The organism is Candidatus Planktophila sp., from assembly GCF_044232745.1.
In the GTDB taxonomy this organism is placed as follows: Bacteria; Actinomycetota; Actinomycetes; order Nanopelagicales; family Nanopelagicaceae; genus Planktophila.
Genome location: NZ_JBIILI010000004.1, coordinates 83,159 through 107,893, shown reverse-complemented (window position 1 = coordinate 107,893; position 24,735 = coordinate 83,159). Strand labels below are relative to the sequence as shown.

Sequence of the window (24,735 nt, the reverse complement as noted above, 5' to 3'; positions counted from 1 at the left end):
ACCGCTAGAAAACTTAAAAATAAATGGTTACAGCAGTCCGCGTCGCTTCAGAAGAGGCTCAATTTTTGAATCTCGCCCGCGGAAGTTGCGAAACATTTGCATGGAATCGATCGAACCACCCCGTCCTAGAAGTGTGTTCTTGAAATGCTCGCCATTAGCGCGCAACAAACCACCATTTTCTTTAAACCAATCCACAGTGTCGGCATCCAAAACCTCGGACCAGATGTAGCCGTAGTACCCCGATGAGTAGCCACCAGCAAAAATATGGCTGAAGTAGGTTGAACGGTAACGGGTTGGGACTGGCGCAAAATCTAATCCGTAGTCTTTAATTGCTTGGGCTTCAAAAGCTTCTACATCGGTAACTGTCGCTGCTTGTTCAGTTGTTAGTTGATGCCATGCAAGATCCAAAATAGCAGCGGACAAATAACTGGTCGTTGCATGCCCCTCGTTGAAAGTGCGTGCAGCATTTAAGTTGTCAATCCATTCTTGAGGCAATTTCTCGCCAGTTTCATGATGGCGGGCATAATTTTCTACAACTTCGGGCCACAAGATCCACATCTCATTTACTTGTGATGGGAATTCGACGAAATCGCGCTGAACTGACGTTCCTGAAACACGAGGGTATTTAACTTGAGACAACAATCCATGGAGTGCGTGGCCAAACTCGTGGAACAAGGTTGTGATTTCATCGTATGTAAGCAGAGTTGGCTTACCTGCAGGAGGCTTTGGAATATTCAAATTGTTAACAACAACAGGTAATTGATCTGACAAGAAGTTCTGATCAACCAAGTTGTTCATCCACGCTCCACCACGCTTTGAATCACGTGTGTAGAAGTCACCAATAAATAAACCAACCTTGGTGCCATCTTCGTTGTTCACTTCAAAAGCACGAGCTTCTGGGTGGTAAGTAACCAGATCAGGACGCTCTTTGAAGGTAATTCCAAACAACTTAGTTGCGGCAAAGAAGACGCCATCGTGCAATACGCGTTCTAGTTCAAAATAAGGACGCATCTTTGTTGTATCAATGTTGTACTTTTCTAACCGAACTTGTTCGGTGTAGAAACCCCAGTCCCAGCTTTCAATATCTGTACCAGCAGATTTCTTAAGGTCTTCAGCCTCTGCCTTTGCGTTACGAACGGCGGCAGGTGCGATCTTGCGCAGCATCGCATGCACATTGTCTGGATGCTCTGCAGTTTGGACAGCAATTACGTGTTCAGAATGGGTTTGCTTGCCAAACAATTGTGCGCGTTCAGCACGCAGCTTAACTATCTGAAGCAAGACGGGCTTATTGTCGTTTTCATTGGCGCGGTTAGCTTTTTGCTTAGAGGCTTCCATTATTTTCTTGCGAAGTTCGCGGTTGGTTAAAGAATCAAGGACTGGGTTACCGGTGAAGTTCACCATTCCGATTAACCACTTGCCATCATGCCCACGATCTTTAGCAGCTGCGGCGGCAGCAGCAATTTCGTTTTCACTAAGTCCATCTAGCTCTTCGATGGTGTCAACCAGAACCGCTAAATCATTTGTATCTGCTAAAACATTCTTACCAAACTGAGTTTCCAGCTTTGAAAGCTCTTCATTTAATTCCTTTAAGCGATCGCGCTGTGCCTCAGTCAAGTGCGCACCAGCATGGATCAAATCCTTGTAATAACGTTCTAGTAACCAGGCATCTTCACTATTTAATCCAATTGATTCGCGCGCATCGTAAAGATCTTTAATTCTTTTAAACAACACTGGGTTCAATTGGATTGCATCTTGATGAGCAGCAAGCTTTGGAGCCATTTCTTCTTCTATCGCATCTAAAGCATCGCTGGTATCACTTGAGGACTTGTTGTAGAAAACCAGCAACATACGCATCAACATCTGCCCACTCTTTTCAAGAGCAACAATTGTGTTCTCAAAAGTGGCAGCACCTGGTGTATCTAGAATCGCCTGAACTTCTGCTAACTGCTGTGTGCAGCCTTCATAGAAGGCAGGCAGATAGTGCTCGACTTTGATGTCAGCAAATGGAGGCAGCTCGTACTCAAGGGTGCTTCTTTGGGCAAATGGGTTCGCGTTTGTCATAGCGCGAATACTACCTATCTAGAAATCCAAAGAAAGGGTGAACTAGCGAAAGGGTGAACTAGTGAGGACGACGGCGACGTTGACTTGAGTTTGGACGAGGGCGCTTTCCACCACTGCGTACAGACTTTTCAACGATTGGCACGATGTAAGGAATACCTGTTGGCTCCTGTGCGCCCGTAATCTTCATTAATTCAGTGCTGAGCGGTGTAACTCCCACAAACTTAGGGGTTACGCCAGCGCGCTGTGTGAGTCCACCGATTGATTTCTGTTGACGTGTTGTTGCAAGTGTTACAACAGTTCCGGCCTCACCAGCACGTGCTGTACGACCAGCGCGGTGCAAGTAATCCTTGTGATCTGTTGGTGCATCAACATGCACAACCAATGAAATTCCATCAACGTGAATACCACGTGCTGCAACATCTGTTGCAACTAGTGCCGCATTAGCAGTCTCCTTGAACAGAGCCAAAGTACGTGTACGAACCGCTTGTGACTTTCCACCGTGCAATGCGCCAACTGGAACACCTGCGTGAGCAAGCTTGTCAGCTAAGCGATCTGCGCCGCGTTGAGTCTTCACGAACAAAATAGTTTTTCCATTACGCGCAGCAACTTGATTTGTGATGTCATCTTTATCAGTTGGATTCATAACTAATACATAGTGCTCCATTGTTGAAACTGATGCACGATCGTTTTGTAGTGAGTGAGTCTTTGGGTTCTTCAAGTACTGACGAACCAAAGAATCAACACCACGGTCAAGAGTTGCAGAGAATAGAAGTCGCTGACCATCTAGCTTTGCCTGATCAAGAATTTCCTTAACAACAGGCAAGAAGCCCATGTCTGCCATCTGATCTGCTTCATCAAGAACTGTGATTTGAAGTTGGTCTAACTGAACTTCACCCTTGTTAAGTAGATCGATCAAACGACCGGGTGTTGCAACCAAGATCGCTGTTCCGCGACGCATTGCAGTGATCTGCTTTGAGTAAGACATTCCGCCAGCAACAACAACTGATTCGTGACCAATTGAACGTGCAAGTGGCATCAATACTTCATCGATCTGCTGTGCAAGTTCGCGAGTTGGAGTCAAAACAAGTGCCAATGGCTTATGTGGCTTTGCCACCTTGCCATTTAAGTTGTTAAGAAGTGCCAAACCAAATGCCAGGGTCTTACCTGAACCAGTTTGTCCGCGACCTAAAATATCGTGGCCTGCTAACGCATCTGGCAATGTAGCAATCTGAATTGGGAATGGATGCATGATGCCTTGCTTGCTAAGTGCGTTCACAAGCGGTGCAGCGATTCCAAGATCAGCAAATGTTGTTGTGATCTCAGTTAACGGAGTCGCATCAACAAGGTTTGCATCTGCAAGATTTGCTGAAATGTAATTGTCATCTGCACCGAAATCGACCGCTGCATTTGAGTGAGACTTTGAATGTGATTTGAAATCATCACGAGCATACGCTGATGAATCATTACGACGATCGCGTACTGGACGCTCTGCGCGGAAGTTTGCTGCGCGAGTATCTGGTGCAACGCTGCTCTTCTTTGGACGGGTTGGATCAAACTTTTCGCGCTTGCGTGGTTCAAAGTTTGGACGACCATCATCAGTGCGAGCAATCTTTGCCTTCACTGCATCGCGACGATTCGTTGGACGAGAATCAGAATCTTTCTTAAATACTGGACGTGAATCCTCGCGCTTGAATGCTGGACGCTCTGGGCGTTCGGCCTTCTTGTATGTCTTCTTAAACTCTGGACGTGAAGTTGGACGCTCTGTTCGCTCAGTACGTTCTGTACGAGCTGCACGTGGTGCAGATTCGCGAACTTCGCGTTCTTTCACAAACTTCTTTGCACGTGAATCTGGACGCTGTGATCGTTCGATACGTGCTGAACGCTCTGCTGGCTCTTCAGTTGGACGTGGCTTTGATGCTGTTTGTTCTTGGTAACGCTTTGCGCGCAACTTTGAACGATCAACTAAGCGCGCTTCCTTCTTTGATACTGCAGATGTATCAACATCTGAATAACGACGAGTTGAGGCAGGCTTGCTATTCGCAGGCTTTGCGGCTGCACCTTTACGTGCTGCTTTTTGCGCAGTTGTGTGACGTGCCTTAGGTGCAGATTCGGTGAAGGTTTCAACCTTCTTTGTGCGCTTAGGCTTTCCTGCTGATGCAGCGCGACGAGCTTTTCCGGGCGCGCTAATACGTGGTTGTAGAGACATAGAAATGCATACCAATCGAGACGACAAGCGCGTCTCGGGTATAGCTCGCACTTTTGGCGGCTAGGGCGAAAATAAGACTCGCATGTAGTGCTGCATGTAGCAGCACTTGGGGGAAGTACTTTGGTGCGGTCGCACCAACAGGTTAATTCTACCGTGGATTATTGAATCGAAAAACCAACCGGAAGTTCAAGACGATTGGCCGATAACAAGGCTGAATTGGTCAAGATTTCATGGGTAGAACCATCTGCAACGATGACACCACCCTTCAAAATTACTGATCTGGCACATAGTTCGTATGCATACGGAAGATCATGGGTAACCATCACCATTGTTATCTCTAATGAGCGCAAAATATCGGCTAATTCGCGACGACTAGCTGGATCAAGGTTTGATGATGGCTCATCCAGTACAAGAATTTCGGGCTTCATTGCAAGCACTGTTGCAACCGCTACACGTCGGCGTTGTCCAAAAGAAAGGTGATGCGGTGGACGATCTTTGAATTCGAGCATTCCAACTAAGTTCAGTGCATCATCAACAATTGCAGCAAGTTCTGAACCACGTTTTCCCATGTTGTAAGGCCCGAATGCAACATCTTCGCCAACTGTTGGCATAAACAACTGATCATCAGGATCTTGAAAAACAATTCCGACCTTCGCGCGAATTTCTTTGATTGACTCTTTATTTTTAGAATCAACTAATTGTCCAGCCACATGAATAGATCCATGTGATGTTGGGTGAATCCCATTCATGTGCATGACAAGTGTTGTCTTGCCTGCACCATTTGGACCAAGAAGTGCAACACGTTCGCCTTTTTGTACCGAAAGGTTCACACCATAAAGTGCCTGATTGCCATCAGGATATGCAAAGGCAAGCTCTTTGATTTCTAGACTTGGGGCACTCATTACATTTTTCCAATCACTAATTGCGTAACAAAAATAAGGACCGCCACTGCTGGATACATCATTGCAGTGATCCACACTGAAGATTGAACTTTTGCTGGTTCGTCATGAGGTAAGACGCCCACATACCCACGAGAAAGCATGGAAAGATGAACCCTTTCCCCTCTTTCGTATGAACGAATAAAAAGTGCACCGGCTGCGGTTGCTAAAACTTTCCAGTGTTTGATTCCAGTTGCTTCAAAACCACGTGACTCACGAGCAACTTTCATTCTTTCCATTTCATCATTTACAACGTTGACATAGCGCAACATAAATGACGCAATTTGCACCATTAAAGCCGGAAGTTTTAGACGTTCCAGCCCACGCAAAATTTCGCGAGCAGTAGTTGAGGTAGATAAAATAATTGCTGTCATTACGCCCAAGGTTCCTTTAACAACAATTCCAGAACCAGCAACCAAGCCTTCGCGATAGAGATCAAAAGGTCCTACCTGGACCTTTTCTCCCGAGCCAAAAAAAGGCATCAGAATTGCGAAGAAAACAAAGGGAATTTCGATCAATGAGCGCTTAAAAAGCACAGAAAACGGGATCTTCGCAATTGATACGACGGTCATTAACCATAAAAAGTAGGCAACGAAGGCGGGCCATTGGGTTACGGGAGTAGAAACAACAATCAAAATAAAGGCAACCGCAGCAATGATTTTTAGGTGCGAAGGCAGCGAGTGAACTAAGGAGTGACGATGTAGGTAGAGCCGTTCACCTACATCATGACCGTGGTGATGGTTCTCCTGCTGGACTTTAATTGAGATCCTACTTTGGCTTACGCGCAATCAACTTAAATCCAATTCCTGCAACCACTGCGGTGCCAATAACGCCAATGACTCCAGCTACACCTACTGATGCGCGCTCATTCTCAATTCCCTTGACACCGTAATCAGCCAAAGTTCCATCTGCATTTGTGTGGTCTTTTGCGGTTTCGATAAATCCAATGTCTCCGGCAACTTTTTCTAAGCCATCAGGTGAAGATGAAGCATAAAAAGAAACTACACCTGCAAGAAACAAAGAAATCACAAAACCCACCATGTAAAATTTACGGTTATTAAGCATTGCGAATCTCCAATTTCTGCATGTTGTTTTTCCAGCCATAAACTAGATCACTTCGGCTTGCTAAGACAGCACTAACAGTTAAGCCAGTAATAATCGCTTCACCGATTCCGATCAACACATGTGTTCCAACCATTGCACTTAAAACAGTTGAAGTTGAAAATGTTGCTGTTGCTCCCATTGCATATTGGAGAGTAAAGCCTGCTGCGGCAATTGGAACCGAAAGTAGAGCGCCTACAAATGCAGCTGCTGAGATCGAAGCCTTACTTTTTGGCAAAATCTTTCGTGCAAGAAGAAAAATTCCGTACCCAGCCCACACTGCCAGAATTGACATGTTAAAGACACTGAGTCCCAGAGCGGTTAATCCGCCATCTGCAAACAAGAAAGCTTGCATCAGCAAAACGACTGTTAACGCCAAGGTGGCGGCCCAGGGCCCAACCAGAACCGCGGCCAGAACTGCCCCAAGTAAATGGCCACTTGTTCCGGCAGCGACAGGAAAGTTGAGCATTTGGACTGCGAAGATAAAGACAGCCGTTAAGCCTGCTAGTGGTGCTGTCTTTTCATCAAGCTGGGTGCGCGCGCCTTTCAGGGCGGCGGCAACGCCGACAGCTGAAATGCCGGCAAAGATTGCTGATGTTTGAGGATCAATAAACCCGTCTGGAATATGCATGGGAAAAGGTTAATGCAAACGATTCGCATCTGCATCTTGAAGGCACAACAGGCTCAAAACTGGCCAAATAGCCGATGGCGCGGAGGGAATTCCCCGCTCGTAAACGGGCCAAGGCATATAAGTTTCTGGCATGAGCGAAGATGATGGCTTAGAAGAACTCATCAGCGAAGAAATGTTGTGGGATCGCATTCCCGAGGTCGAAGGCGAAGAACGAGCAAGCACCTATTACGAATTGAGCGCTCGCATTTATGCACGTGGTCAATATGACGAAGCTCTCGCTTTAGCTGAAACTGCGCGCGATATTTATTCACAACTAGGTGATGCGGCACCATCTGAAGGTTTAGCTCAGGCGTATTCAGCAATCGGATACAACTTAAATCAATTGAAGCGCATGGATGAAGCAGCATTGGCAATGAGTAAAGCTGTCGAATTGCTACGCGAAAACAAATCACCAATTGCTCTTGAACTTGCGTGCACGCTTGGTGAATGGTGGTACACATCAAAGCAGTACGACAAAGTTGTAGAAACAATGAATGAATGCGCACAAGAACATTTAGTTGATGGAAATGAAATCGGCGCAGCAAATGATTTGCATTTAATTGGTTGCGCAGAACGCGAATTGAAGAATTATGAAAAAGCAATCGAAGCTTTTAAGGAAGCGAGATCTCTTTTTAAGCGAAATAAAGAAGTAATTCATGTTGCTCGCTGCGATCAAAAAATGGCCTCATGTTTAATCGAGCTTGGCCAAGGTGAGCTTGCACTAGAGACCGCCCGTAAAGCTGTTGATGTTTTTGAAACAGGACACGATCATCGCCGAGAAACATTTGCTTCCTTCGAATTCGGCAAGGCACAAATCTTGCTTGAAAAATATGACGATGGTTTAGCAACACTAGAAAATGTTTTGGCAGTTGTCAGTGAAGATGAACCAAAAGATTTCGAATTTATTGTTGATGTTGAATCACGCATTGCCAAAATCCTAAGAATGCAAGGTCGCACCGATGAAGCTGATGAAATTGAGCGACGTTTAAAGTCTGTGCAAGAAGCTCTCGAAGATGAACCAGAGCTTGATCTCCTCACTTAAGGGCAGAGACCAACTCAGCATCACAATGGTGTGCTTAGGCAACATATGCCGCTCACCCATGGCTGCTGCAGTTCTGGCAGGCAAAACCGCTGATTGGAACGCCCCTCGCATCGATGTCCACAGCTCGGGCACTGGCACTTGGCACATTGGGCAAGGTCCACACCCATCGTCACAAAAGATTTGGGAAGCAGCTGGCTACAAGTATTCGCACACAGCCAGACAATTTGCTGCAAATGATTTCTTTATTCATGATCTGATTTTGGTAATGGATTCTAGTAATTATCACAACGTGATCTCTTTGGCAGAAAGTGAAGAACAACGGAGCAAAGTTTTCTATTTGCGAAACTTCGATCCAGCCTTAAAGAGTATTGATCCTTCATCTGCTGATTACTTCAAGTTAGAAGTACCAGATCCTTACAATCAATCTGATGAAGCGTATGAAGCCACTTTGGCTATGGTTGAACTTGCTGTGGACGGATTGTTGTCAGAACTAACGAGGTAAGTGTTGTAAAGCCCAGTGGTACATGGCAATTGCACCTGCTGCGGATGCATTCATAGAACGTGTTGATCCGTACTGATTAATCTCGTACAAAACTTCGCAGACGGCGATACCTTCATCTGACATACCTGCACCTTCTTGGCCAAACAAAAGTACACAACTTTCAGGCAGCAACGCTGGTTCTAGTTGTTTTGATCCAGGCACATTATCAATTCCAATTATCGGCAAGCTTTGTTCTTTGCAGTATTTAGCAAAATCTTCGATCGTTGGGTGATGCATGACAGTTAAATAGCGATCAGTAACCATTGCACCGCGCTTATTCCAATCACGCTTTCCGACGATATGAACACCTGAAACATTAAAAGCATTTGCTGTGCGAACAATTGATCCGATGTTTAAATCATGCTGCCAATTTTCAATCGCAATCTGAAGTTTGTGACGCTTGGTATTTAAGTCTGCAACGATCGCTTCAACGGTCCAATAACGGTAATGGTCTAAAACATTTCGACGATCACCGTTCAGCAATAATTCAGGATCGTATTGATCGCCTTCTGGCCACGGTTTTTCATGAGGCCCAACACCTACAACAGGGAAAAATTCACCTGGGCCAATGCTGGCGGGGGTGGTTGGAGAAGACATGTAGGCACTCTAAACTGAACTCATGTCAGCTATCAACATGATCATGTATGTAATCCACCTTCTTTCTGTAATCGGAATTCTCGTGCTTCTAGTGCTTCAGTGGAACAAGAGCCCACGAAAGTTAAACCCAGGTGTTTTGCATGCGGGGCTAACCGCCCTGATAGCAGGGGTCGTAATGATTGGATTGCATGATTCAGTTAAACCTGATGAAGAGTTAAATCACACGAAGATCGGAATCAAATTTCTAGTCCTAGTTGTGATTCTTGCTCTTGGTTATAAGAACGTTAAAAAGCCAGAGTTATCAAAAAATATTTGGTTGGTAATGATCGGACTCACTGTTTTTAACATAGTTATTGCATCTGCTCGATAGTCATTTAGCCGATGACTTTGCTTAGGAAAGTATTTGCTCTCAGCCTTGTCCTAACACTTTCTATTGCTCCCGCAGATGCAGCCTTAGCCCCTGAGTCAATTCCAGCTGTTTTTGATGAACTTCTTAAAGTTCAGTCCTTATCTAATCCGGCCATGATCGTCATTGACGGGTCAACAGGACAGGTTGTTTACTCAAAGAGTATTTACTCGCAACGCAAACCAGCATCTGTTATGAAAATTTTAGCTGGTGCGGTGACACTTGACTATCTAGATCCAGAATCAGTTTTTAACACCACCATAACTATTAGACCTGTGAAAAAGACTGTAGTGATCCAAGGATCTCTTGATCCATGGATTAGTGAGAATCACACCGTTGCTCGCAAGATGAAGAGAGCATCTTTATCTCATATGGGTACTAGTACTTTATCGGCTGTAAAAAAAGCGAATGGTGGTTCGCTGAAGAATTACACAGTTGTGTATAGCAATCTCTATTCTCAAGATGTTGCCAACTTAAAAGCATTTTGGGCCACGCGTGGATTCAAACCAGGCTTCAGGAAAGTTTCATCCGAAGTTGCTTATGCCGCTCAAGGAGACTTAGTCGCTTCAGAGAACTCACCAACTGTCGCAGAGATTCTCGATTGGATGGTGTTGTGGAGCGACAACGTGCTAGCTGATCGACTTGCTGCATTAGCTGCACGAGCTGCTGGATACTCGCTAAATATTCAAGGTGTTGAGACTTTATTTCGAATACTTTTAGCTCAATATCAAATCGACGACAGCAAGCTAGTTGTTGCAGATGCAAGCGGGTTGTCCAAGAAAAATAAGATCACAGCAAAGCTAATGGGTGAGCTCTTGTACAAAATTCGTAACGAAGAGAAATATGCACTTCTGCATGATTCACTACCCATCGGAGGAGTCTCAGGAACATTGCAGGATAGATTTATAACCACTGCTCCATCGGCAGTAGGTTTAGTTCGCGCAAAGACTGGATCTCTTAATGGAACGGCAACACTCGCAGGCTATGTGCAGTCAACGGATAGAGAGTATGTATTTGTAACACTTGCAGATAACATTGCAAAAGGAACTTCAGCACTCGATAAAGCGCGTGCTGCAATCGATCGAGTGCTTGGAAGAATTGCTGCTCCAAATATTCCAGCAGAGATTATTCCAGCGCCTTAATTGTTGGAGTAAATCTTTATTTGTCCTTTATAACAGGCAACCCAAGTATTTCCAGTTGGAACATCATATGTAATTCCAATTGGTTCATTACAAGCTTTGATAGTTTCCAAAACCTTCATGTCACTTGTTCGAACTTTAGACATAGTGTCGCTCTTATAGTTAACCACGAACATTGTTGTTCCATCGGCAGAAATTGCCAAACTACGTGCAGCCTCACCTGTTTTCACAGATTTACCTGCCTTGTTTGCAACCAGATTCCAAGATGCAACCTTGCCGGAAAGGTTCATGGTCACGTACATCTTTGTGTTGTCCGGCGACAAAACAATAGCGCGAGGATTACTGCCGATTGGAATATAGGAAACAGTGAAATCTTCTAAATTAATGACATGGATTCTATTTCCACCCATTTCAGCCACATATGCGCGCTTTGAGTCACTAGAAATTGCAATACCTCGTGGATATCGACCGATTTTGATTGTTTTAACTACTTTTTGAGCATCTAAAGAAATTACTGAAACTGTATAAGAACACCAATTAGCAGCTAAGACATATTTGTTATCAGGGGTAACTTCAACAACTTTTGGCACAGATCCAACCGGGTAGATCGCATCGATTTCGTAATTACTGCGATTGATTCGATAAACAAAGCTTTTGTCATATCCAGATGCTGGAGAACATGTGTCATGTCCTTCTTTGTTATATCCAGGTCCGTACATCGCATAATTACTTACGTACAAAAACTTTCCATCTGGAGAAAATGCTCCTTCAACAGGTGAACCCTTAAATGTAGAAGAACTTTTTGAGTATCCGAAACTCTTTAAGGATACTGAGTCAGGAACGGTTTTTAGTAATTCAAAAGTATTGGCATCATAAACAGTAATCGAATGTCGGTACATCATGTTGTGGGCACTAATAACGCCATCGCCTGACGATCTGACCGACTTAGGCGAAATTGAACCGTTAATCGTTGTAATCAATTTCATCTTCGCATTAGAAGAAACATCTTCTCCCTGTGCCGGTATTGCAATGGCACAGAGCGAGGTTACAAGAATTAATGTTAGGAAGCGATTGCGCATTCCCTAATTGTACTAGTTAGTCATCATCCTCTTCATCGTCATCGTCATCGTCATCGTCATCGCCATCGTCATCGTCATCGCCACCCTTTGTTGGCAATTGTGAAATAGATGGGTTTTGCAGACCAGATGTAGCAACAATGGCCGAAGCAACAGCAGGGTTTGCCATCCGTGCGGCCGGAGAAGATTGTGATTTGGATGCCACTGGTGTGACAGAAGTAGTGGCACTAGTTACCTCAGATTGAACCGAAGCGCTAGTGGCTGCAACAACTGTGGATGCTTCTTGAACCTGTCCAACAACTGCTCCGACTCCAAGGATTAGAGCGGTGGCTAAGACTGCGGCAAGTGGCAAAGCTTTAGAAGCCTTAGCAGGCCTTGCCGGTCCATCATTTTCTGCGATCTCAATCCATTCGGGCTTGTTGTTGGCCATGTTAAATCCCTTCGTTGAGAGCAAGGTAACCATTATCCCTGTGAGGAGAATGAGATGCGTAGTTTAAATCGCTGAGTAATCTTGGCTAGTGAGCGTTGCTATGCGGGGATATCTAGACCTAATGAAATTGCGGGTCGTTGAACTATTGCTCGTCTCCACTTTGCCTGCGATGGTTTTGGCCGCACAAGGTTTGCCGGATTTTGGGTTGGCCCTCGCAACAATATTTGCCGGAACATTGGCTGCGGGCAGTGCAAATGCCTTCAACATGATTATCGAAAGTGATTTAGATAAATTAATGGCGCGAACAGCAAAGCGTCCAATAGTTACAGGTTTAATTTCTAAAACTAATGCGACAATTTTTGCGACTGTCATTGGGATTCTTTCCCTTGTTTTGTTCTGGGTTTTCACAACCCCACTAGCAACATCATTAGCATTAATCGCAATTGTCTTTTATGTTGTTGTATACACAATGGCACTAAAGCAACGGACATCACAAAATATTGTGTGGGGCGGTGCTGCAGGATGCATGCCAGTATTGATTGGTTGGGCAGCAGTTACAAACTCATTATCAGTAACACCATGGGCATTTTTCTTTGTAATTTTCTTTTGGACACCACCACACTTCTGGGCACTAGCAATTAAATACAAAGATGACTACGCCGCAGCAGGAACACCAATGTTGCCTGTTGTTGCAACCAAGGGCCGTGTACTTGGCGAGATGTGGTTTCACACAATTCTGATGATTGCATCATCAATCTGGTTAATTAGCGCTGCAAATCTGCCAACATGGTCTATGGCTGTAACAGTGGCACTTGGCTTAGTTTTTGCGCGCCAATTATTTGCACTTAAAGAAGGATCACCAGAGTATGCAAAAGTAGCTGGAAAGATTTTTCATTGGTCAATTACTTACTTAAGTTTGCTTTCGGTCGTACTAGTTGCAGCCCAACTACTTAGTTAAGGCCTGTTCTAGATCTTTAATTAGATCTGATGAATGCTCTAATCCAATAGATAAACGCAACACTGAGGCGGTAATGCCCATCTCCGCCTGAACTTCTGGCGCTAAACGTCGGTGTGTAGTGGATGCAGGATGAGTAATAAGTGATTTGCTGTCGCCCAAGTTGTTAGAGATATCGATGACACGAAGCTTGTTCATGAAGGCAAAGACTTCTTCTTGAGATCCTTTGAATTCAATGCCAATTGTGCTTCCGCCACCGTTATTCATCTGTTTCATGGCTAATTCATGACCTGGATGAGATTTTAATCCTGGGTAGCGAACAGATTTAATTGCTGGCTGTTTTTCCAAAAATTCAGCAACTGCTTGTGCATTTGAAACCATGCTCTCAACACGCATGTGCATTGTTTCAAGTGACTTAACAAGAACCCAAGCGTTGAAAGAACTGAGCGCAGGCCCCGTGTGACGAACAAAAGGTAAAAGTTTTTCAACGATGTAATCTGCAGAACCAAGTAGTGCGCCAGCTAATACTCGACCTTGTCCATCGATGTGCTTTGTCGCTGAATACATAACCACATCTGCGCCAAGCTGTAATGGCTTTTGCAGAACCGGTGAAGCCATTACGTTGTCAACAATTACAGTGGCACCGACTTTGTGTGCAAGATCGCTCACCATCTGGATATCAACAATCTCTAACAATGGGTTGCTAGGTGTTTCGATAAAGACAGCCTTAGTTGGCTTGCTCAATGCCTTAGCCCAATCAGCAGGATCATTTCCTTTAACTAACTCGTAGGTAACGCCCCACTTTGGTAAAAATTCTGTAATAACAACATGGCACGAAGAAAACATTGCAGCAGAGGCAACTACATGGTCACCTTGCTCAACTAAACACGCGAGGGATGCAAACATGGCAGACATTCCAGAGCCTGTTGCAACGCACATGTCAGCACCTTCAATTGCGGCAAGACGTTTTTCAAACATTGCGATTGTTGGGTTGTGGAAACGGCTATACAAGTAGTGATCTGTTTCTTCGGCAAAGGAATTAAATGCTTCTTCAGCAGATGAGTATGTAAAACCACTGTTGAGATACAAAGCCTCTGAAGTTTCACCAAAACCAGATCGAGCTAAACCAGCGCGCACTGAATGTGTCTGTGGATGTAATTCCCAGTCAGGTCCCAGTGAATTCTTACGAGGTTGATAGCCCCAAGGTCGTTTGCTCATGGGCTAATTGTGGCAGAGTTAGCCGCATGCCCAACACTGCAATTTCAGTCTCAGATTTGTCCAAAAAATATGATGATCGCTTAGCCGTCTCACATATCAACTTTGAAGTCCCTTTAGGCATCGTGTGTGGCTTTGTCGGCCCTAATGGGTCAGGCAAGACAACAACAATGCGAATGTTGCTAGGCCTTATAACTCCAACAACCGGTCAAGGCCACATTCTTGGTGAGCCAATTGAGCATCCAGAAAAATATTTAAGTCGCGTTGGCGCAATGATCGAAGGACCTGCTTTTTATCCAGCACTGTCGGGGTATGAAAACTTAATGGTTCTCGCAAAACTTGGTGGCTTTCCAATTGAACGCGTACAACAGTTATTAGACAAAGTTGGACTCGGCGACCGCGGTAAGTCAAAATTTAAAACTTATTCTCTTGGAATGAAGCAGCGGTTAGGAATTGCAGCAGCCCTACTACCTGAACCAAAGTTATTGATGCTTGATGAACCAACTAATGGCTTAGATCCTGAAGGAATTCAGGAAGTTCGTGCCCTTTTGCGGGATTTGGCAAATGAAGGAACAACTGTTTTTGTTTCTTCGCACTTGTTATCTGAATTAGAAATTATCAGCGACTACATTGTTATGTTGCGAAAAGGTGAAATTGTCTTTGCCGGTCCAATCGGTGAACTTATGGCCCAGCAGCAACCAACAATTATTGCTAAATCACTTAACCATTCTGATTTGCAGAAGATTGTTGAGCTTGCTGAAAAAGCAGGACATCACGCGGTGATTAGAAATGATTCGGTCCACGTATTGGCGGATATGGATTGGGCCCCAGTGCTCAATAAAGCAGCATTTGATGCAGGAATTACATTGGCACAACTTGCGCCACAGCTGCCTAATTTAGAAGAAACTTTCTTTGAAATGACGGGGGACAAGTAATGTTAAATGTTGTCAAAGCAGAACTCCGCAAACTACGCCGCCCCACCTTGTTTTTTGGCACGATTGGCGCAGCACTCTTCTTCACAGGTTTGATTACATCTTTCACTTACTTGATGATTGATTCACCCCAGGGAAATGGTGACCGAGGGAGAACCATCGGTAGAGAAGTTCTTGAATTAGCTAGTGGTTCTGTAAATGGCTTTGCTTCAGTTGGTGGATTTTTAGGAATCATTGCACTGTGTGTATTTGCAGCTCAAACAGCGCAGGAATACACCTATGGCACATTGCGTAATTTACTCGTGCGCCAACCAAGTCGGATGAAAATACTTATTGGCAAGTTTATATCAATGGCACTTTTCGCAGTCGTGATGATTTTGATTGCTGCTGTTATAAGCATTGCTATTTCTTACATTCTTGCCCCTGGAGCAGAGGTCAGCACAGATCTATGGTTCACATCTGTTGGGTTCGAGGCTATTTTCACTACTTTTGTAAATGTCACAATTTCCGTTGTTGCATTTGGAATTCTGGGAATGATTCTGGGGCTACTTTTGCGCTCACCAATTAGCGCCATTTCTCTCGGCGTGCTTTGGTTATTGATTATCGAAGTCTTATTGATGGCTGTGAAAAACTCTCTGCAAAGCTGGCTTCCAGGCGCTCAACTTTCTGCAATCGCTTCTGGCGGATCCCCAGATCTGACCTATCAACATGCACTCACAGTTGGTGGGTTATATGTAGCGGTTGGAGCAATTATCACTTCGGTGCTTTTTGTTCGTCGTGATGTAGCTAATTAAGGACACTCACACGTAAAACCCCGCTTTTCCAAGGTTGGCCATTTATTCTTTAGACCTTCCCTTTCGAAAGGTTTTAAGTGAAAAAGTTTAGGGCGATCTCGCTTGCTGTAATTCTGGGGCTGTCGATTTCGTCAGTGCCGGCTGTTGCGGTGCCTAAACCAACCTTGGCCGAAATCGAAGCAGCAAAAAAAGTTGAAGCAGCAAAGAAAAAAATTGCCGATGCTCAAGCAGCGAAATTAGCGGCTGCTAATCAAAGTCTTCGAACCCTAACTGCCAAAGCTAATACGGCAACTGCTCTGTATAGAAAAGCCCAAGCTGAATTAGCTGTTGCCACTGCACTGGCGGTAGCCGCGGAAAAACATGCACTTGAAACTGCCGCAGCTGTTGCAGAAGCTCATAAAACAATTGGTCGACTGGCATCAAACGCCTACATCATGGGCGGCAGTATGAGCGATATTCAACCTTTGCTAAGTTCCAACGGCCCACAAGATTTAATTGATCAACTCTCAACACTTAGCACCTTAGGTGCTCAAAATTCTGTTGCACTTGAACGTTTTAAGGAAGCAGAAGCAGCAGCTAAGAAAGCAAAAGCCGCGGCAGATGCCGCCAAGGCTGTGCAACAACTAGCAACAGACAAGGTAGCTGTAGCAAAGAAAGTTGCAGATGATGCAAAGGCAGAACAAGCTAAAGAAGTTGCGAAACTGCAAGCAGTTCAGGATAAGTTAATGAAAGATTTGTTAAGCGCTCGTAAAGTTCGCACAACTTTAGAACAACAGCGGCAACTTGCGTTGCTCGAAGAAAGCCAAGCAAATACCGCCGCACAAACTGGTGGACAGAAAAATGTGTGGCCAGACATTGGCTTCAAGGGACGTTCAACAATTAGAACCACACAAGATCAGCGAGACAAGGCAGTTGCTTTTGCTAAGAAACAAGTTCTTGCGCGCAAACCATATATTTGGGGATCTGAAGGACCAAACTCCTTTGACTGCTCAGGACTTGTCTATGCTGCTTACAAATCAGCAGGACTAGGTTGGCCAAACTGGGATCGACTTAACTCTGCTTTGTATTCTGGATACACCAAGCATGTTTCTCTGAAAGAGCTTGTCCCAGGCGATCTTTTGTTCTATTCATACAAGGGAACAATTTCGACCATCCACCACATCACGATTTATGCTGGAAACGGAATGATGTGGGAAGCAAATTCAAAGGGTCGCGGCTTGCTGTACTCAAATATCTACAGCATTAAGGGCCTGATGCCATTTGGCGGACGCGTCTAAACCAGCACTACTCTTGTCCTATGACAACAGCTGTTCCTGCAGTTCGTAACGCAGTTCGAACATGGCTGGAAAAATATGAAGCAGGTGACACAGTTCTTGTTGCTGTATCTGGTGGTGCAGATTCTTTGGCGCTTGCATATGCACTTTCAGTTGAAGCAGAAAAACTCGCGATTACTGTTTTTGGTGTAACAGTTGATCATCAATTACAAACGGCTTCATCAGCACAAGCAGAAAAAGTTGTACAGCAACTTTCTAAATTTGGACTTAGATGCGTAATTAAGAAAGTAACTGTTGATGTCAAAGAAGGTTTAGAAGCGTCAGCACGCAAAGTTCGATATGAAGCTCTTAGTGAAGTTGCAGAACAAGAAAACGCAGCAGCAGTTTTTTTAGGCCACACAAAAGATGATCAAGCAGAAACAGTTTTGTTGGGACTCGCTCGTGGATCCGGAACTCGCTCGCTTTCTGGAATGGCTCACCACAATGGGCTTTACGTTCGACCGCTTCTTGAAATTACTCGAATCCAAAATGAAGAGTTTTGCAAAGAAATTGGCTTGGATTACTGGAACGATCCACACAATCAAGATACTCAGTTTGCACGTGTTCGTGTTCGTACCGAAGCACTTCCAGTATTAGAAAAAACAATTGGTCCAGGAATTTCAGACGCATTAGCAAGAAGTGCGCAACTGTTACGCGATGACGCGGATGCGCTAGATCATTGGGCGCAACGTGAAGTGCTTCATCTAGATCTGCTTGATCTGGATTGCACCCATCTTGAAACCTTGCCCAGGGCAATTCGCACCCGAATTCTGCGGGCAGCCATCTATGCCGCCGGTGCTCCTTCTGGCTCAGTCTCAGCCGATCACATAAGCGCAGTTGAGGCCTTAATCTCCGCGTGGAAGGGCCAAGGTGCGCTCAATTTGCCGGGCGGTGTGAAGGTTGAGCGAATTTCGGGCAGACTTTCGCTCTTACCGCACCGACCATAGGGAGAACCGTGGATTTAGAAGCAGTCAAAGGCGATATCGAACGCGTAATCGTGACCGAAGAACAGTTGCAAGCACGTATCAAAGAGCTTGCCGCACAGGTTGATAAAGATTACGAAGGTAAAGACCTTTTACTTGTTGGTGTTTTAAAGGGCGCAGTTATGGCAGTTGCCGATCTTTCGCGCGCGCTACAACGTCATATAGATATGGATTGGATGGCGGTTTCTTCATATGGATCCGGAACAAAGTCCAGCGGAGTTGTTCGCATCCTTAAAGATTTAGATCGTGACATCACAGGTCGCAACGTGTTAATTGTTGAAGACATTGTTGATTCAGGTTTAACACTTTCTTGGCTCAAGGCCAACCTAGAATCACGTGGAGTTGGCTCTGTAGAAATTCTTTCCATTTTGCGAAAGCCTGAAGCGGCGAAGGTTGAAGTCAACGTCAAGTATGTCGGCTTTGATATTCCAAAAGATTTCGTAATTGGGTATGGCCTTGATTTCGATGAAAAGTATCGCAACCTTCCATTTATTGGCGTGCTTGCTAAGCACATGTACGAATAAGAATTAGAAACGAGAATCCCCAAAAATGTCACAAGCACAAAAGCCTAAGAACCCAACCAAGAAGAGTTTTTCAGGCAAAAATACTTCAAAGAAGTCCACAAGTCCTGGCAGCAAAATTTTCCGTGGCCCTCTTTTTTGGATTGTTGCCGCCATCTTCGCCGTAACAGTTTTTGGTCAAATTACTTCGGCTGGCAATAAGTACACCCAAATCGAAACGTCTCAAGCCATTGATGCGATTACTCAGTCCAAGGTTTTGTCTGCAGAGCTTGTAGATAAAGACCAAAAGATTCGCCTAATCCTTACTCCTGGCAACACAATTAAGGGTGATTCGAAGGTTGAAGCTTTCTACGTCGCACGTCAAGAGCCAACTTTGGTTGATGCATTAACTGCTAATCCACCATCACAAGGTTGGAATGTAAAGGTTCCTTCGCAATCATTATTGGTTTCATTCTTATTCTCGATAATTCCGTTCTTACTTATTGGTTTCTTGTTCTTCTGGTTCATGAGTCAAGCCCAAGGTGGAAACAAAGTTTTCCAATTCGGAAAGTCTCGTGCCAAATTACAGGATAACGATGTTCCTAAGACCACATTTAAAGATGTTGCTGGTGCTGATGAAGCGCTTGCTGAATTAGATGAGATTAAAGATTTTCTTGCAAAACCAGAAAAATATGCACCCCTTGGCGCAAAGATCCCTAAGGGTGTTTTGTTGTTTGGCCCTCCGGGAACAGGTAAGACACTTCTTGCGCGCGCAGTAGCTGGTGAAGCAGGAGTTCCTTTCTATTCAATATCAGGTTCTGACTTTGTAGAAATGTTTGTTGGTGTTGGTGCTGCACGTGTACGTGATTTGTTTAATCAAGCAAAAGCAAACGCGCCTGCAATTGTTTTCATCGATGAAATTGATGCTGTTGGTCGCCAACGTGGCGCAGGTATGGGCGGTGGTCACGATGAACGTGAACAAACACTTAACCAGTTGTTAGTCGAGATGGATGGCTTTGAAGAAAACTCCAAAGTTATTTTGATCGCTGCAACAAACAGACCTGATGTTTTAGATCCAGCGTTGTTGCGTCCAGGTCGCTTTGATCGTCAGATAGCGGTAGACCGTCCTGACCTCAAGGGTCGCGAAGCAATCTTGCAAGTACATGCAAAGGGCAAGCCGCTAAGTGACGAGGTAAAGCTCGTTGATTACGCACGTCGTACGCCTGGTTTTACGGGTGCAGATTTAGCAAATGTACTTAATGAAGCGGCACTTCTTTCTGCCCGAGAAGATAAGTCAGTAATTGGAAACCCAGAATTAGATGAAGCAATTGATCGCGTGATGGCAGGACCACAACGCAAATCTCGTTTGATGAGCGATGATGAACGTCGAGTTACTGCGTATCACGAGGCGGGACATGCACTTGTTGCACATGCATTGCCACACACAGATCCTGTTCACAAAGTGACGATCATGCCTCGTGGTCGCGCACTTGGCTACACAATGGTTTTGCCAGATGAAGACAAGTACTCAACGACTCGCAATCAATTACTTGATCAGTTGGCGTATTCATTAGGTGGACGAGCAGCCGAAGAATTAATTTTCCACGATCCATCAACTGGTGCTTCTAACGATATTGAAAAGGCAACAGAACTTGCACGTGCCATGGTTACTCAGTACGGAATGACTGAAGCAATTGGTGCAATTAAACTTGGCGGCGGAGCATCCGAACCATTCTTGGGTCGCGACTATGGACATCAACGTGATTACAGTGAAAATATTGCAGGAGTTGTTGATCGCGAGATTCGCCGTTTAATTGAGAATGCTCATCAAGAAGCGTTTGATATTTTGGTTGCGAATCGCAAAATCCTTGATGAAATGGTGATTGAACTTCTTGAAAAGGAAACTTTGAACAAGGATGAAATTGCAGCCATCTTTAAGAAGGTAAAGCTAGTTACCAAGCGTCCTGCTTGGACTGGTTCTGCAACTCGCATTCCATCTGAGCAACCACCAGTGGATGTCCCAGAGCGCATTGTTGTTGAAGCACCTAAAGAGCCAAAGAAAGTAACTCGTCGTAAAAAGGCTGCAAGTGACGGTAAATAAAGTCACTGTCAGCGATGGTCGCGCATCTGGTCCCTATGATCAGGAACGTGCCGAAAAGGCTGTGCGTGAACTGCTTTTAGCCCTTGGCGAAGACCCTGATCGTGACGGGTTGAAAGAGACCCCTGCACGAGTTGCTCGAGCAATGAAGGAAAACTTTGAAGGATTGTGGCAATCACCCGAAGATGTTTTAACTACAACTTTTGATATTGGCCATGAAGAGTTAGTGATCGTTCGGGACATAGAAGTCTTTTCACATTGCGAACATCATCTAACTCCCTTCCACGGAGTTGCACATATCGGTTACATCCCGCGTGGGAAAATAACCGGCCTTTCAAAGCTTGCTCGTTTAGTTGATATGTATGCCAAGCGCCCACAAGTTCAAGAGCGTTTAACAACTCAGATTGCAGATGCCATGGTTAACATCTTGGATCCGCTAGGTGTGATTGTGATTATTGATTGCGAACACTTGTGCATGTCGATGCGCGGAGTTAAGAAGTCCCAGGCTCGAACTACAACATCAGCGGTGCGCGGTGCTTTAAATAATCCAGCTACACGCGCAGAAGCAATTTCACTAATCACTAAGGCGTAATTCTCATGTTGATCATGGGCATCTTGAATGTAACCCCTGATTCTTTTGCCGATGGTGGACGACATAATGAATTTGATGCTGCGGTAGCTCGCGGGCTTGAAATGATTGCTGAAGGTGTGGACATCATCGATATTGGAGGAGAATCAACTAGACCTGGTGCAGATCGAGTTAGTGAAGTTGAAGAAATTGAGCGCACGATTCCGGTAATTACTGAACTTGCAAAACATGGTGCACGAATCAGCATCGACACAATGCGGGCAAGTACAGCAGAAGCTGCAGTTAAAGCCGGCGCTTCAATCATTAATGATGTCAGCGGAGGATTAGCAGATCCACATATGTTGCAAACCGCTGCACGTTTACAAGTTACCTATATTGCGATGCACTGGCGTGGTCAATCAAAAGACATGAATTCGAAGGCTATTTACAACAATGTGGTTGCTGATGTGATTTCAGAGCTACAAGAGCGTATTACAGCGGCTTTAGATGCCGGCATTAATCCCAGTAATTTAATAATTGATCCAGGTCTAGGTTTTGCTAAAGAAGCCCACCACAATTGGGAGATCATCGATTCGATAGCTAAATTCGTTGGGATGGGTTACCCAGTATTGGTTGGCGGCTCTCGAAAACGTTTTCTAGGAGGGGATTCTCCAGATGAACGTGAACAAGCAACCATCGAGTTAACTAAGCGGCTTGCCACCACAGGTGTGTGGGCGGTTAGAGTTCACAGCGTGAAACCACATAAGGAGGTGCTAACAAAATGAGCGATCAGATTGTTTTAACAGGCATCCATGGCTTTGGTTATCACGGATTATTCGAACAAGAACGAAAAGACGGTCAAGACTTCTTTGTTGACTTAACACTTTCGGTGGATTTGAAAGCAGCATCACTGTCAGATGCAATTGAAGACACGGTTAACTATGCAGAAATCACAGAGCTAGTTGTTGAGGAAATTACAACTAACCCCGTTAATTTGATTGAAAAGCTGGCTGCTCGAATTGCAGAACGTGTTCTGAATCAACACCTAAAGGTTATTTCTTTGACTGTAACGGTACATAAACCCCAAGCTCCAGTTGCTGCGCAATTAAAAGACATTGCAGTAGTTGTCACCAGAGTCCGATGAAAGCCGTAATCGCACTTGGTGCCAATATAGGTGAACCAAAAGAAAATCTTGATCTTGCGATTGCTTTGCTACGAGAAGCAACAGATGTGCAATTGGTATCTAGTTATTACACAACTACGCCAGTTGGCGGTCCGACACAACCAGATTACATAAATGCGGTCTGTATTATCGAGAGCGAACTACCCGCAATAGATCTTCTATCCTTATTACACGGCATCGAAAAGAGCCTAGGTCGTGAAAGAGTTGAACACTGGGGACCTAGAACCATTGACTTAGACCTTATTCAATACGGTGGATTGTTAAGCAAAGCTGATGAATTGCAGTTGCCACATCCACGCGCACATGAGCGACGCTTTGTTTTGCAGCCTTGGTTTGAAATTGAGCCTGATGCAATCTTGCTCACGCATGGATCAATTAAAGAACTTTTGGAGCAATTGCCTGCTTAGAGGTAAACTGTGCAACATCTCGCCCGGTACCCCACGAAAGGACTGGAGCCACTGAAATGACTGTATTAGTGCCAACTATGGGCGCCTTGCATAAAGGCCACCAAGCGTTGATTAAACGTGCGCGCACCCTAGATAAAGATGTAATTGTCAGCATTTTTATAAATCCATTGCAGTTTGAGAACAAAGAAGATTTAGAAAAATATCCACGATCACCAGAACGCGATATTGAAATTGCAACGATAGCTGGTGCAAACGAAGTGTGGTTCCCCGAGTACGAAGATTTATATCCAGAAGGCTTTAAAACATTAAGTGCAGGAGCGCTAGGAAATCTATATGAAGGTTCTTCTCGACCTGGGCACTTTGATGGCGTTGTAACCGTTGTGGATCGTCTTTTTGCAATCGCAAAACCAGATAAGGCGATTTTTGGGGAGAAAGATTTTCAACAATTAAGAATTATTCAAGGTATGAAATCTAAAGTTGAAATTATAGGCGTTCCAACGGTTCGTGAATTTGATGGATTAGCAATGTCATCACGTAATGTGCGACTAAGCGAGTCAGGCCGCAACGTTGCCTTAGTTATTCATAGGGCTTTAGCAGCAGCAAAGCTTGCCCCAACGGTAGAAATAGCTCAAGAAATTCTAAATACAACGCTATCTACCGAGTCTGAATTTGATAAGGATTACGCAACGATTATTGATGAAAAAGATTTTTCGTTAGCAGATGAAGGCACTGAAAACCGTCGAGCGATAATCGCTGGGTGGGTCGAAGGAGTTCGCTTAATAGATAACATGCCAATGGTGGGGAGATAACAATGTTATTAACAGTTGATGTTGGAAACACAAATACTGTACTGGGAATCTTTGAGGGTAAAGAATTGGTGCATTCGTGGAGAGTTAAGACAGACCCACGCAGTACAGCTGATGAGTTGTGGCTGCAATACCGCGCCTTAATTCAGGATTACAAGCTCTCAGGCTTAGCTGTATGCTCAACAGTTCCTGCCACATTACGCGAACTACGAACAATGATTGCTGATTACTTCTCAGATGTTCGGGTAACAATTGTCGAGCCTGGAATCAAAACTGGTGTTCCGTTACTAGTTGATAATCCAAAGGAAATTGGCGCAGATCGCATTGTTAACACATTGGCTGCACATACCTTGTTTGGAGGACCGGCAATCGTCGTTGATTTCGGAACGTCGACTAATTTGGATGTTGTTTCACCAAAAGGTGAATTTTTGGGTGGGGCATTAGCACCGGGCATTGAAATCTCAGTTGATGCCTTAGCAGCTCGCGCAGCCCAGCTTCGCAAAGTCGAATTAATCCGACCAAAAAATGTAATTGGCAAAAACACAGTTGAGGCGTTGCAATCCGGAACGATTTATGGATTTGCGGGACAGGTTGATGGATTGGTTGATCGAATCACTGCAGAACTATTGGAGTCATACTCTGAGAAGCCAACCGTTATTGCAACGGGTGGATTAGCCCCACTGATAATCGGTGTATCAGAAACAATCGACCATCACGAGCCTGATTTAACCCTGATCGGCCTTCGCCTAATTCACGAACGAAATGCCTAACTCG

The 24,735-nt window shown here is 44.7% G+C and carries 27 protein-coding genes; 17 read left to right on the top strand and 10 right to left on the bottom strand.

Features of this window, described 5'->3' with window-relative positions; translation table 11 throughout:
• Positions 1 to 27: 27 nt before the first annotated feature.
• From AC9UGD_RS04090 to AC9UGD_RS04065, 6 genes are all read right to left on the bottom strand, one after another.
• The gene (locus AC9UGD_RS04090) at positions 28 to 2,061 is read right to left on the bottom strand and encodes a M3 family metallopeptidase (protein WP_509569913.1); all 2,034 of its coding nucleotides are present in this window, start codon (positions 2,059 to 2,061) and stop codon (positions 28 to 30) included.
• A gap of 58 nt (positions 2,062 to 2,119) precedes the next feature.
• On the bottom strand, positions 2,120 to 4,267 hold the full coding sequence (locus tag AC9UGD_RS04085) for a DEAD/DEAH box helicase (protein ID WP_509569910.1): 2,148 nt from the start codon (positions 4,265 to 4,267) through the stop codon (positions 2,120 to 2,122).
• Between the two features lie 158 nt (positions 4,268 to 4,425).
• A complete protein-coding gene (locus tag AC9UGD_RS04080) occupies positions 4,426 to 5,169 on the bottom strand; it encodes an energy-coupling factor ABC transporter ATP-binding protein (protein WP_509569907.1) in 744 nt (247 codons plus the stop codon).
• Complete coding sequence (gene cbiQ / locus AC9UGD_RS04075; protein ID WP_509569994.1) at positions 5,169 to 5,882, bottom strand: cobalt ECF transporter T component CbiQ; 714 nt, start codon at positions 5,880 to 5,882, stop codon at positions 5,169 to 5,171. The genes AC9UGD_RS04080 and cbiQ overlap by 1 nt, the downstream gene beginning before the upstream one ends.
• A 91-nt stretch (positions 5,883 to 5,973) precedes the next feature.
• On the bottom strand, positions 5,974 to 6,270 hold the full coding sequence (locus AC9UGD_RS04070) for a PDGLE domain-containing protein (RefSeq protein WP_509569904.1): 297 nt from the start codon (positions 6,268 to 6,270) through the stop codon (positions 5,974 to 5,976).
• A complete protein-coding gene (locus tag AC9UGD_RS04065; protein ID WP_509569901.1) occupies positions 6,263 to 6,937 on the bottom strand; it encodes an energy-coupling factor ABC transporter permease in 675 nt (224 codons plus the stop codon). Before AC9UGD_RS04065 ends, AC9UGD_RS04070 begins: the two co-directional genes overlap by 8 nt.
• A gap of 130 nt (positions 6,938 to 7,067) precedes the next feature.
• Here AC9UGD_RS04065 and AC9UGD_RS04060 point away from each other — a divergent pair, with 130 nt between their 5' ends.
• Both AC9UGD_RS04060 and AC9UGD_RS04055 read left to right on the top strand, forming a co-directional pair.
• Positions 7,068 to 8,018, top strand: coding sequence for a tetratricopeptide repeat protein (locus tag AC9UGD_RS04060; protein ID WP_509569898.1), 951 nt, complete (start codon positions 7,068 to 7,070; stop codon positions 8,016 to 8,018).
• Between the two features lie 58 nt (positions 8,019 to 8,076).
• Positions 8,077 to 8,520: a low molecular weight protein-tyrosine-phosphatase gene (locus AC9UGD_RS04055; protein ID WP_509569895.1), complete on the top strand. Its 444-nt coding sequence runs from the start codon at positions 8,077 to 8,079 to the stop codon at positions 8,518 to 8,520.
• Here AC9UGD_RS04055 and AC9UGD_RS04050 read toward each other — a convergent pair.
• The gene (locus AC9UGD_RS04050) at positions 8,509 to 9,156 is read right to left on the bottom strand and encodes a TrmH family RNA methyltransferase (RefSeq protein WP_509569893.1); all 648 of its coding nucleotides are present in this window, start codon (positions 9,154 to 9,156) and stop codon (positions 8,509 to 8,511) included. The genes AC9UGD_RS04055 and AC9UGD_RS04050 overlap by 12 nt on opposite strands.
• 22 nt (positions 9,157 to 9,178) lie before the next feature.
• On the opposite strand from AC9UGD_RS04050, the gene AC9UGD_RS04045 reads away from it, so the two are divergent.
• Together AC9UGD_RS04045 and AC9UGD_RS04040 are read left to right on the top strand one after the other, a co-directional pair.
• Positions 9,179 to 9,526, top strand: coding sequence for a hypothetical protein (locus tag AC9UGD_RS04045; RefSeq protein WP_509569890.1), 348 nt, complete (start codon positions 9,179 to 9,181; stop codon positions 9,524 to 9,526).
• Positions 9,527 to 9,537: 11 nt separating this feature from the next.
• The gene (locus tag AC9UGD_RS04040) at positions 9,538 to 10,704 is read left to right on the top strand and encodes a D-alanyl-D-alanine carboxypeptidase (RefSeq protein WP_509569887.1); all 1,167 of its coding nucleotides are present in this window, start codon (positions 9,538 to 9,540) and stop codon (positions 10,702 to 10,704) included.
• Here AC9UGD_RS04040 and AC9UGD_RS04035 read toward each other — a convergent pair.
• Both AC9UGD_RS04035 and AC9UGD_RS04030 read right to left on the bottom strand, forming a co-directional pair.
• The gene (locus AC9UGD_RS04035) at positions 10,701 to 11,780 is read right to left on the bottom strand and encodes a YncE family protein (RefSeq protein WP_509569884.1); all 1,080 of its coding nucleotides are present in this window, start codon (positions 11,778 to 11,780) and stop codon (positions 10,701 to 10,703) included. The genes AC9UGD_RS04040 and AC9UGD_RS04035 overlap by 4 nt on opposite strands.
• A 16-nt stretch (positions 11,781 to 11,796) precedes the next feature.
• Entirely contained in the window at positions 11,797 to 12,207 is a 411-nt protein-coding gene (locus tag AC9UGD_RS04030; protein ID WP_509569881.1) for a hypothetical protein, read from the bottom strand.
• Positions 12,208 to 12,307: 100 nt separating this feature from the next.
• Between AC9UGD_RS04030 and AC9UGD_RS04025 the strand changes: the two genes are divergently transcribed.
• The gene (locus AC9UGD_RS04025) at positions 12,308 to 13,165 is read left to right on the top strand and encodes a heme o synthase (RefSeq protein ID WP_509569991.1); all 858 of its coding nucleotides are present in this window, start codon (positions 12,308 to 12,310) and stop codon (positions 13,163 to 13,165) included.
• Here the strand turns inward: AC9UGD_RS04025 and metZ are convergent.
• The gene (metZ, locus tag AC9UGD_RS04020) at positions 13,154 to 14,380 is read right to left on the bottom strand and encodes an O-succinylhomoserine sulfhydrylase (protein ID WP_509569878.1); all 1,227 of its coding nucleotides are present in this window, start codon (positions 14,378 to 14,380) and stop codon (positions 13,154 to 13,156) included. The two genes, AC9UGD_RS04025 and metZ, sit on opposite strands and share 12 nt — an antisense overlap.
• A 26-nt stretch (positions 14,381 to 14,406) precedes the next feature.
• Here metZ and AC9UGD_RS04015 point away from each other — a divergent pair, with 26 nt between their 5' ends.
• The 12 genes from AC9UGD_RS04015 to AC9UGD_RS03960 all read left to right on the top strand — a co-directional run bounded on the left by AC9UGD_RS04015 (position 14,407) and on the right by AC9UGD_RS03960 (position 24,731).
• The gene (locus AC9UGD_RS04015; RefSeq protein WP_509569875.1) at positions 14,407 to 15,312 is read left to right on the top strand and encodes an ABC transporter ATP-binding protein; all 906 of its coding nucleotides are present in this window, start codon (positions 14,407 to 14,409) and stop codon (positions 15,310 to 15,312) included.
• A complete protein-coding gene (locus AC9UGD_RS04010; RefSeq protein WP_509569873.1) occupies positions 15,312 to 16,103 on the top strand; it encodes a DUF2705 family protein in 792 nt (263 codons plus the stop codon). The genes AC9UGD_RS04015 and AC9UGD_RS04010 overlap by 1 nt, the downstream gene beginning before the upstream one ends.
• Before the next feature lie 77 nt (positions 16,104 to 16,180).
• Positions 16,181 to 17,380 (top strand): C40 family peptidase, encoded by a 1,200-nt coding sequence (locus tag AC9UGD_RS04005; RefSeq protein WP_509569870.1) that lies wholly within the window; start codon positions 16,181 to 16,183, stop codon positions 17,378 to 17,380.
• A 20-nt stretch (positions 17,381 to 17,400) separates the two neighbouring features.
• On the top strand, positions 17,401 to 18,363 hold the full coding sequence (gene tilS / locus AC9UGD_RS04000) for a tRNA lysidine(34) synthetase TilS (RefSeq protein ID WP_509569867.1): 963 nt from the start codon (positions 17,401 to 17,403) through the stop codon (positions 18,361 to 18,363).
• An 8-nt stretch (positions 18,364 to 18,371) separates the two neighbouring features.
• The gene (gene hpt, locus AC9UGD_RS03995) at positions 18,372 to 18,923 is read left to right on the top strand and encodes a hypoxanthine phosphoribosyltransferase (protein ID WP_509569864.1); all 552 of its coding nucleotides are present in this window, start codon (positions 18,372 to 18,374) and stop codon (positions 18,921 to 18,923) included.
• 25 nt (positions 18,924 to 18,948) lie between these two features.
• Positions 18,949 to 21,000 carry an ATP-dependent zinc metalloprotease FtsH gene (gene ftsH, locus AC9UGD_RS03990; protein WP_509569861.1) on the top strand — a complete coding sequence of 684 codons (2,052 nt, stop codon included), beginning with the start codon at positions 18,949 to 18,951 and terminating at the stop codon, positions 20,998 to 21,000.
• Positions 20,987 to 21,589: a GTP cyclohydrolase I FolE gene (gene folE / locus AC9UGD_RS03985; protein ID WP_509569858.1), complete on the top strand. Its 603-nt coding sequence runs from the start codon at positions 20,987 to 20,989 to the stop codon at positions 21,587 to 21,589. The genes ftsH and folE overlap by 14 nt, the downstream gene beginning before the upstream one ends.
• A 5-nt stretch (positions 21,590 to 21,594) precedes the next feature.
• Positions 21,595 to 22,350, top strand: coding sequence for a dihydropteroate synthase (gene folP, locus AC9UGD_RS03980; RefSeq protein WP_509569856.1), 756 nt, complete (start codon positions 21,595 to 21,597; stop codon positions 22,348 to 22,350).
• Positions 22,347 to 22,709, top strand: a complete 363-nt coding sequence (folB, locus tag AC9UGD_RS03975; protein WP_509569853.1) for a dihydroneopterin aldolase — start codon at positions 22,347 to 22,349, stop codon at positions 22,707 to 22,709. Before folP ends, folB begins: the two co-directional genes overlap by 4 nt.
• On the top strand, positions 22,706 to 23,155 hold the full coding sequence (gene folK, locus AC9UGD_RS03970; protein ID WP_509569850.1) for a 2-amino-4-hydroxy-6-hydroxymethyldihydropteridine diphosphokinase: 450 nt from the start codon (positions 22,706 to 22,708) through the stop codon (positions 23,153 to 23,155). Before folB ends, folK begins: the two co-directional genes overlap by 4 nt.
• A gap of 56 nt (positions 23,156 to 23,211) precedes the next feature.
• The gene (panC, locus tag AC9UGD_RS03965) at positions 23,212 to 23,964 is read left to right on the top strand and encodes a pantoate--beta-alanine ligase (protein ID WP_509569847.1); all 753 of its coding nucleotides are present in this window, start codon (positions 23,212 to 23,214) and stop codon (positions 23,962 to 23,964) included.
• Between the two features lie 2 nt (positions 23,965 to 23,966).
• Positions 23,967 to 24,731 carry a type III pantothenate kinase gene (locus AC9UGD_RS03960; protein WP_509569844.1) on the top strand — a complete coding sequence of 255 codons (765 nt, stop codon included), beginning with the start codon at positions 23,967 to 23,969 and terminating at the stop codon, positions 24,729 to 24,731.
• Positions 24,732 to 24,735: the final 4 nt, after the last annotated feature.

Bases quoted from the DNA above. Each gene is read 5' to 3' on its own strand.
- tilS (WP_509569867.1), top strand. From the start codon at position 17,401: ATGACAACAGCTGTTCCTGCAGTTCGTAACGCAGTTCGAACATGGCTG.
- AC9UGD_RS04010 (WP_509569873.1), top strand. From the start codon at position 15,312: ATGTTAAATGTTGTCAAAGCAGAACTCCGCAAACTACGCCGCCCCACC.
- folB (WP_509569853.1), top strand. From the start codon at position 22,347: ATGAGCGATCAGATTGTTTTAACAGGCATCCATGGCTTTGGTTATCAC.
- AC9UGD_RS04015 (WP_509569875.1), top strand. From the start codon at position 14,407: ATGCCCAACACTGCAATTTCAGTCTCAGATTTGTCCAAAAAATATGAT.
- AC9UGD_RS04025 (WP_509569991.1), top strand. From the start codon at position 12,308: ATGCGGGGATATCTAGACCTAATGAAATTGCGGGTCGTTGAACTATTG.
- AC9UGD_RS04085 (WP_509569910.1), bottom strand. From the start codon at position 4,267: ATGTCTCTACAACCACGTATTAGCGCGCCCGGAAAAGCTCGTCGCGCT.
- AC9UGD_RS04050 (WP_509569893.1), bottom strand. From the start codon at position 9,156: ATGTCTTCTCCAACCACCCCCGCCAGCATTGGCCCAGGTGAATTTTTC.
- folK (WP_509569850.1), top strand. From the start codon at position 22,706: ATGAAAGCCGTAATCGCACTTGGTGCCAATATAGGTGAACCAAAAGAA.
- metZ (WP_509569878.1), bottom strand. From the start codon at position 14,380: ATGAGCAAACGACCTTGGGGCTATCAACCTCGTAAGAATTCACTGGGA.
- ftsH (WP_509569861.1), top strand. From the start codon at position 18,949: ATGTCACAAGCACAAAAGCCTAAGAACCCAACCAAGAAGAGTTTTTCA.
- AC9UGD_RS04060 (WP_509569898.1), top strand. From the start codon at position 7,068: ATGAGCGAAGATGATGGCTTAGAAGAACTCATCAGCGAAGAAATGTTG.
- AC9UGD_RS04055 (WP_509569895.1), top strand. From the start codon at position 8,077: ATGGCTGCTGCAGTTCTGGCAGGCAAAACCGCTGATTGGAACGCCCCT.
- folP (WP_509569856.1), top strand. From the start codon at position 21,595: ATGTTGATCATGGGCATCTTGAATGTAACCCCTGATTCTTTTGCCGAT.
- AC9UGD_RS04080 (WP_509569907.1), bottom strand. From the start codon at position 5,169: ATGAGTGCCCCAAGTCTAGAAATCAAAGAGCTTGCCTTTGCATATCCT.
- AC9UGD_RS04030 (WP_509569881.1), bottom strand. From the start codon at position 12,207: ATGGCCAACAACAAGCCCGAATGGATTGAGATCGCAGAAAATGATGGA.
- AC9UGD_RS04090 (WP_509569913.1), bottom strand. From the start codon at position 2,061: ATGACAAACGCGAACCCATTTGCCCAAAGAAGCACCCTTGAGTACGAG.
- AC9UGD_RS04070 (WP_509569904.1), bottom strand. From the start codon at position 6,270: ATGCTTAATAACCGTAAATTTTACATGGTGGGTTTTGTGATTTCTTTG.
- AC9UGD_RS04040 (WP_509569887.1), top strand. From the start codon at position 9,538: ATGACTTTGCTTAGGAAAGTATTTGCTCTCAGCCTTGTCCTAACACTT.
- AC9UGD_RS03960 (WP_509569844.1), top strand. From the start codon at position 23,967: ATGTTATTAACAGTTGATGTTGGAAACACAAATACTGTACTGGGAATC.
- panC (WP_509569847.1), top strand. From the start codon at position 23,212: ATGACTGTATTAGTGCCAACTATGGGCGCCTTGCATAAAGGCCACCAA.
- AC9UGD_RS04045 (WP_509569890.1), top strand. From the start codon at position 9,179: ATGTCAGCTATCAACATGATCATGTATGTAATCCACCTTCTTTCTGTA.
- AC9UGD_RS04065 (WP_509569901.1), bottom strand. From the start codon at position 6,937: ATGCATATTCCAGACGGGTTTATTGATCCTCAAACATCAGCAATCTTT.
- AC9UGD_RS04035 (WP_509569884.1), bottom strand. From the start codon at position 11,780: ATGCGCAATCGCTTCCTAACATTAATTCTTGTAACCTCGCTCTGTGCC.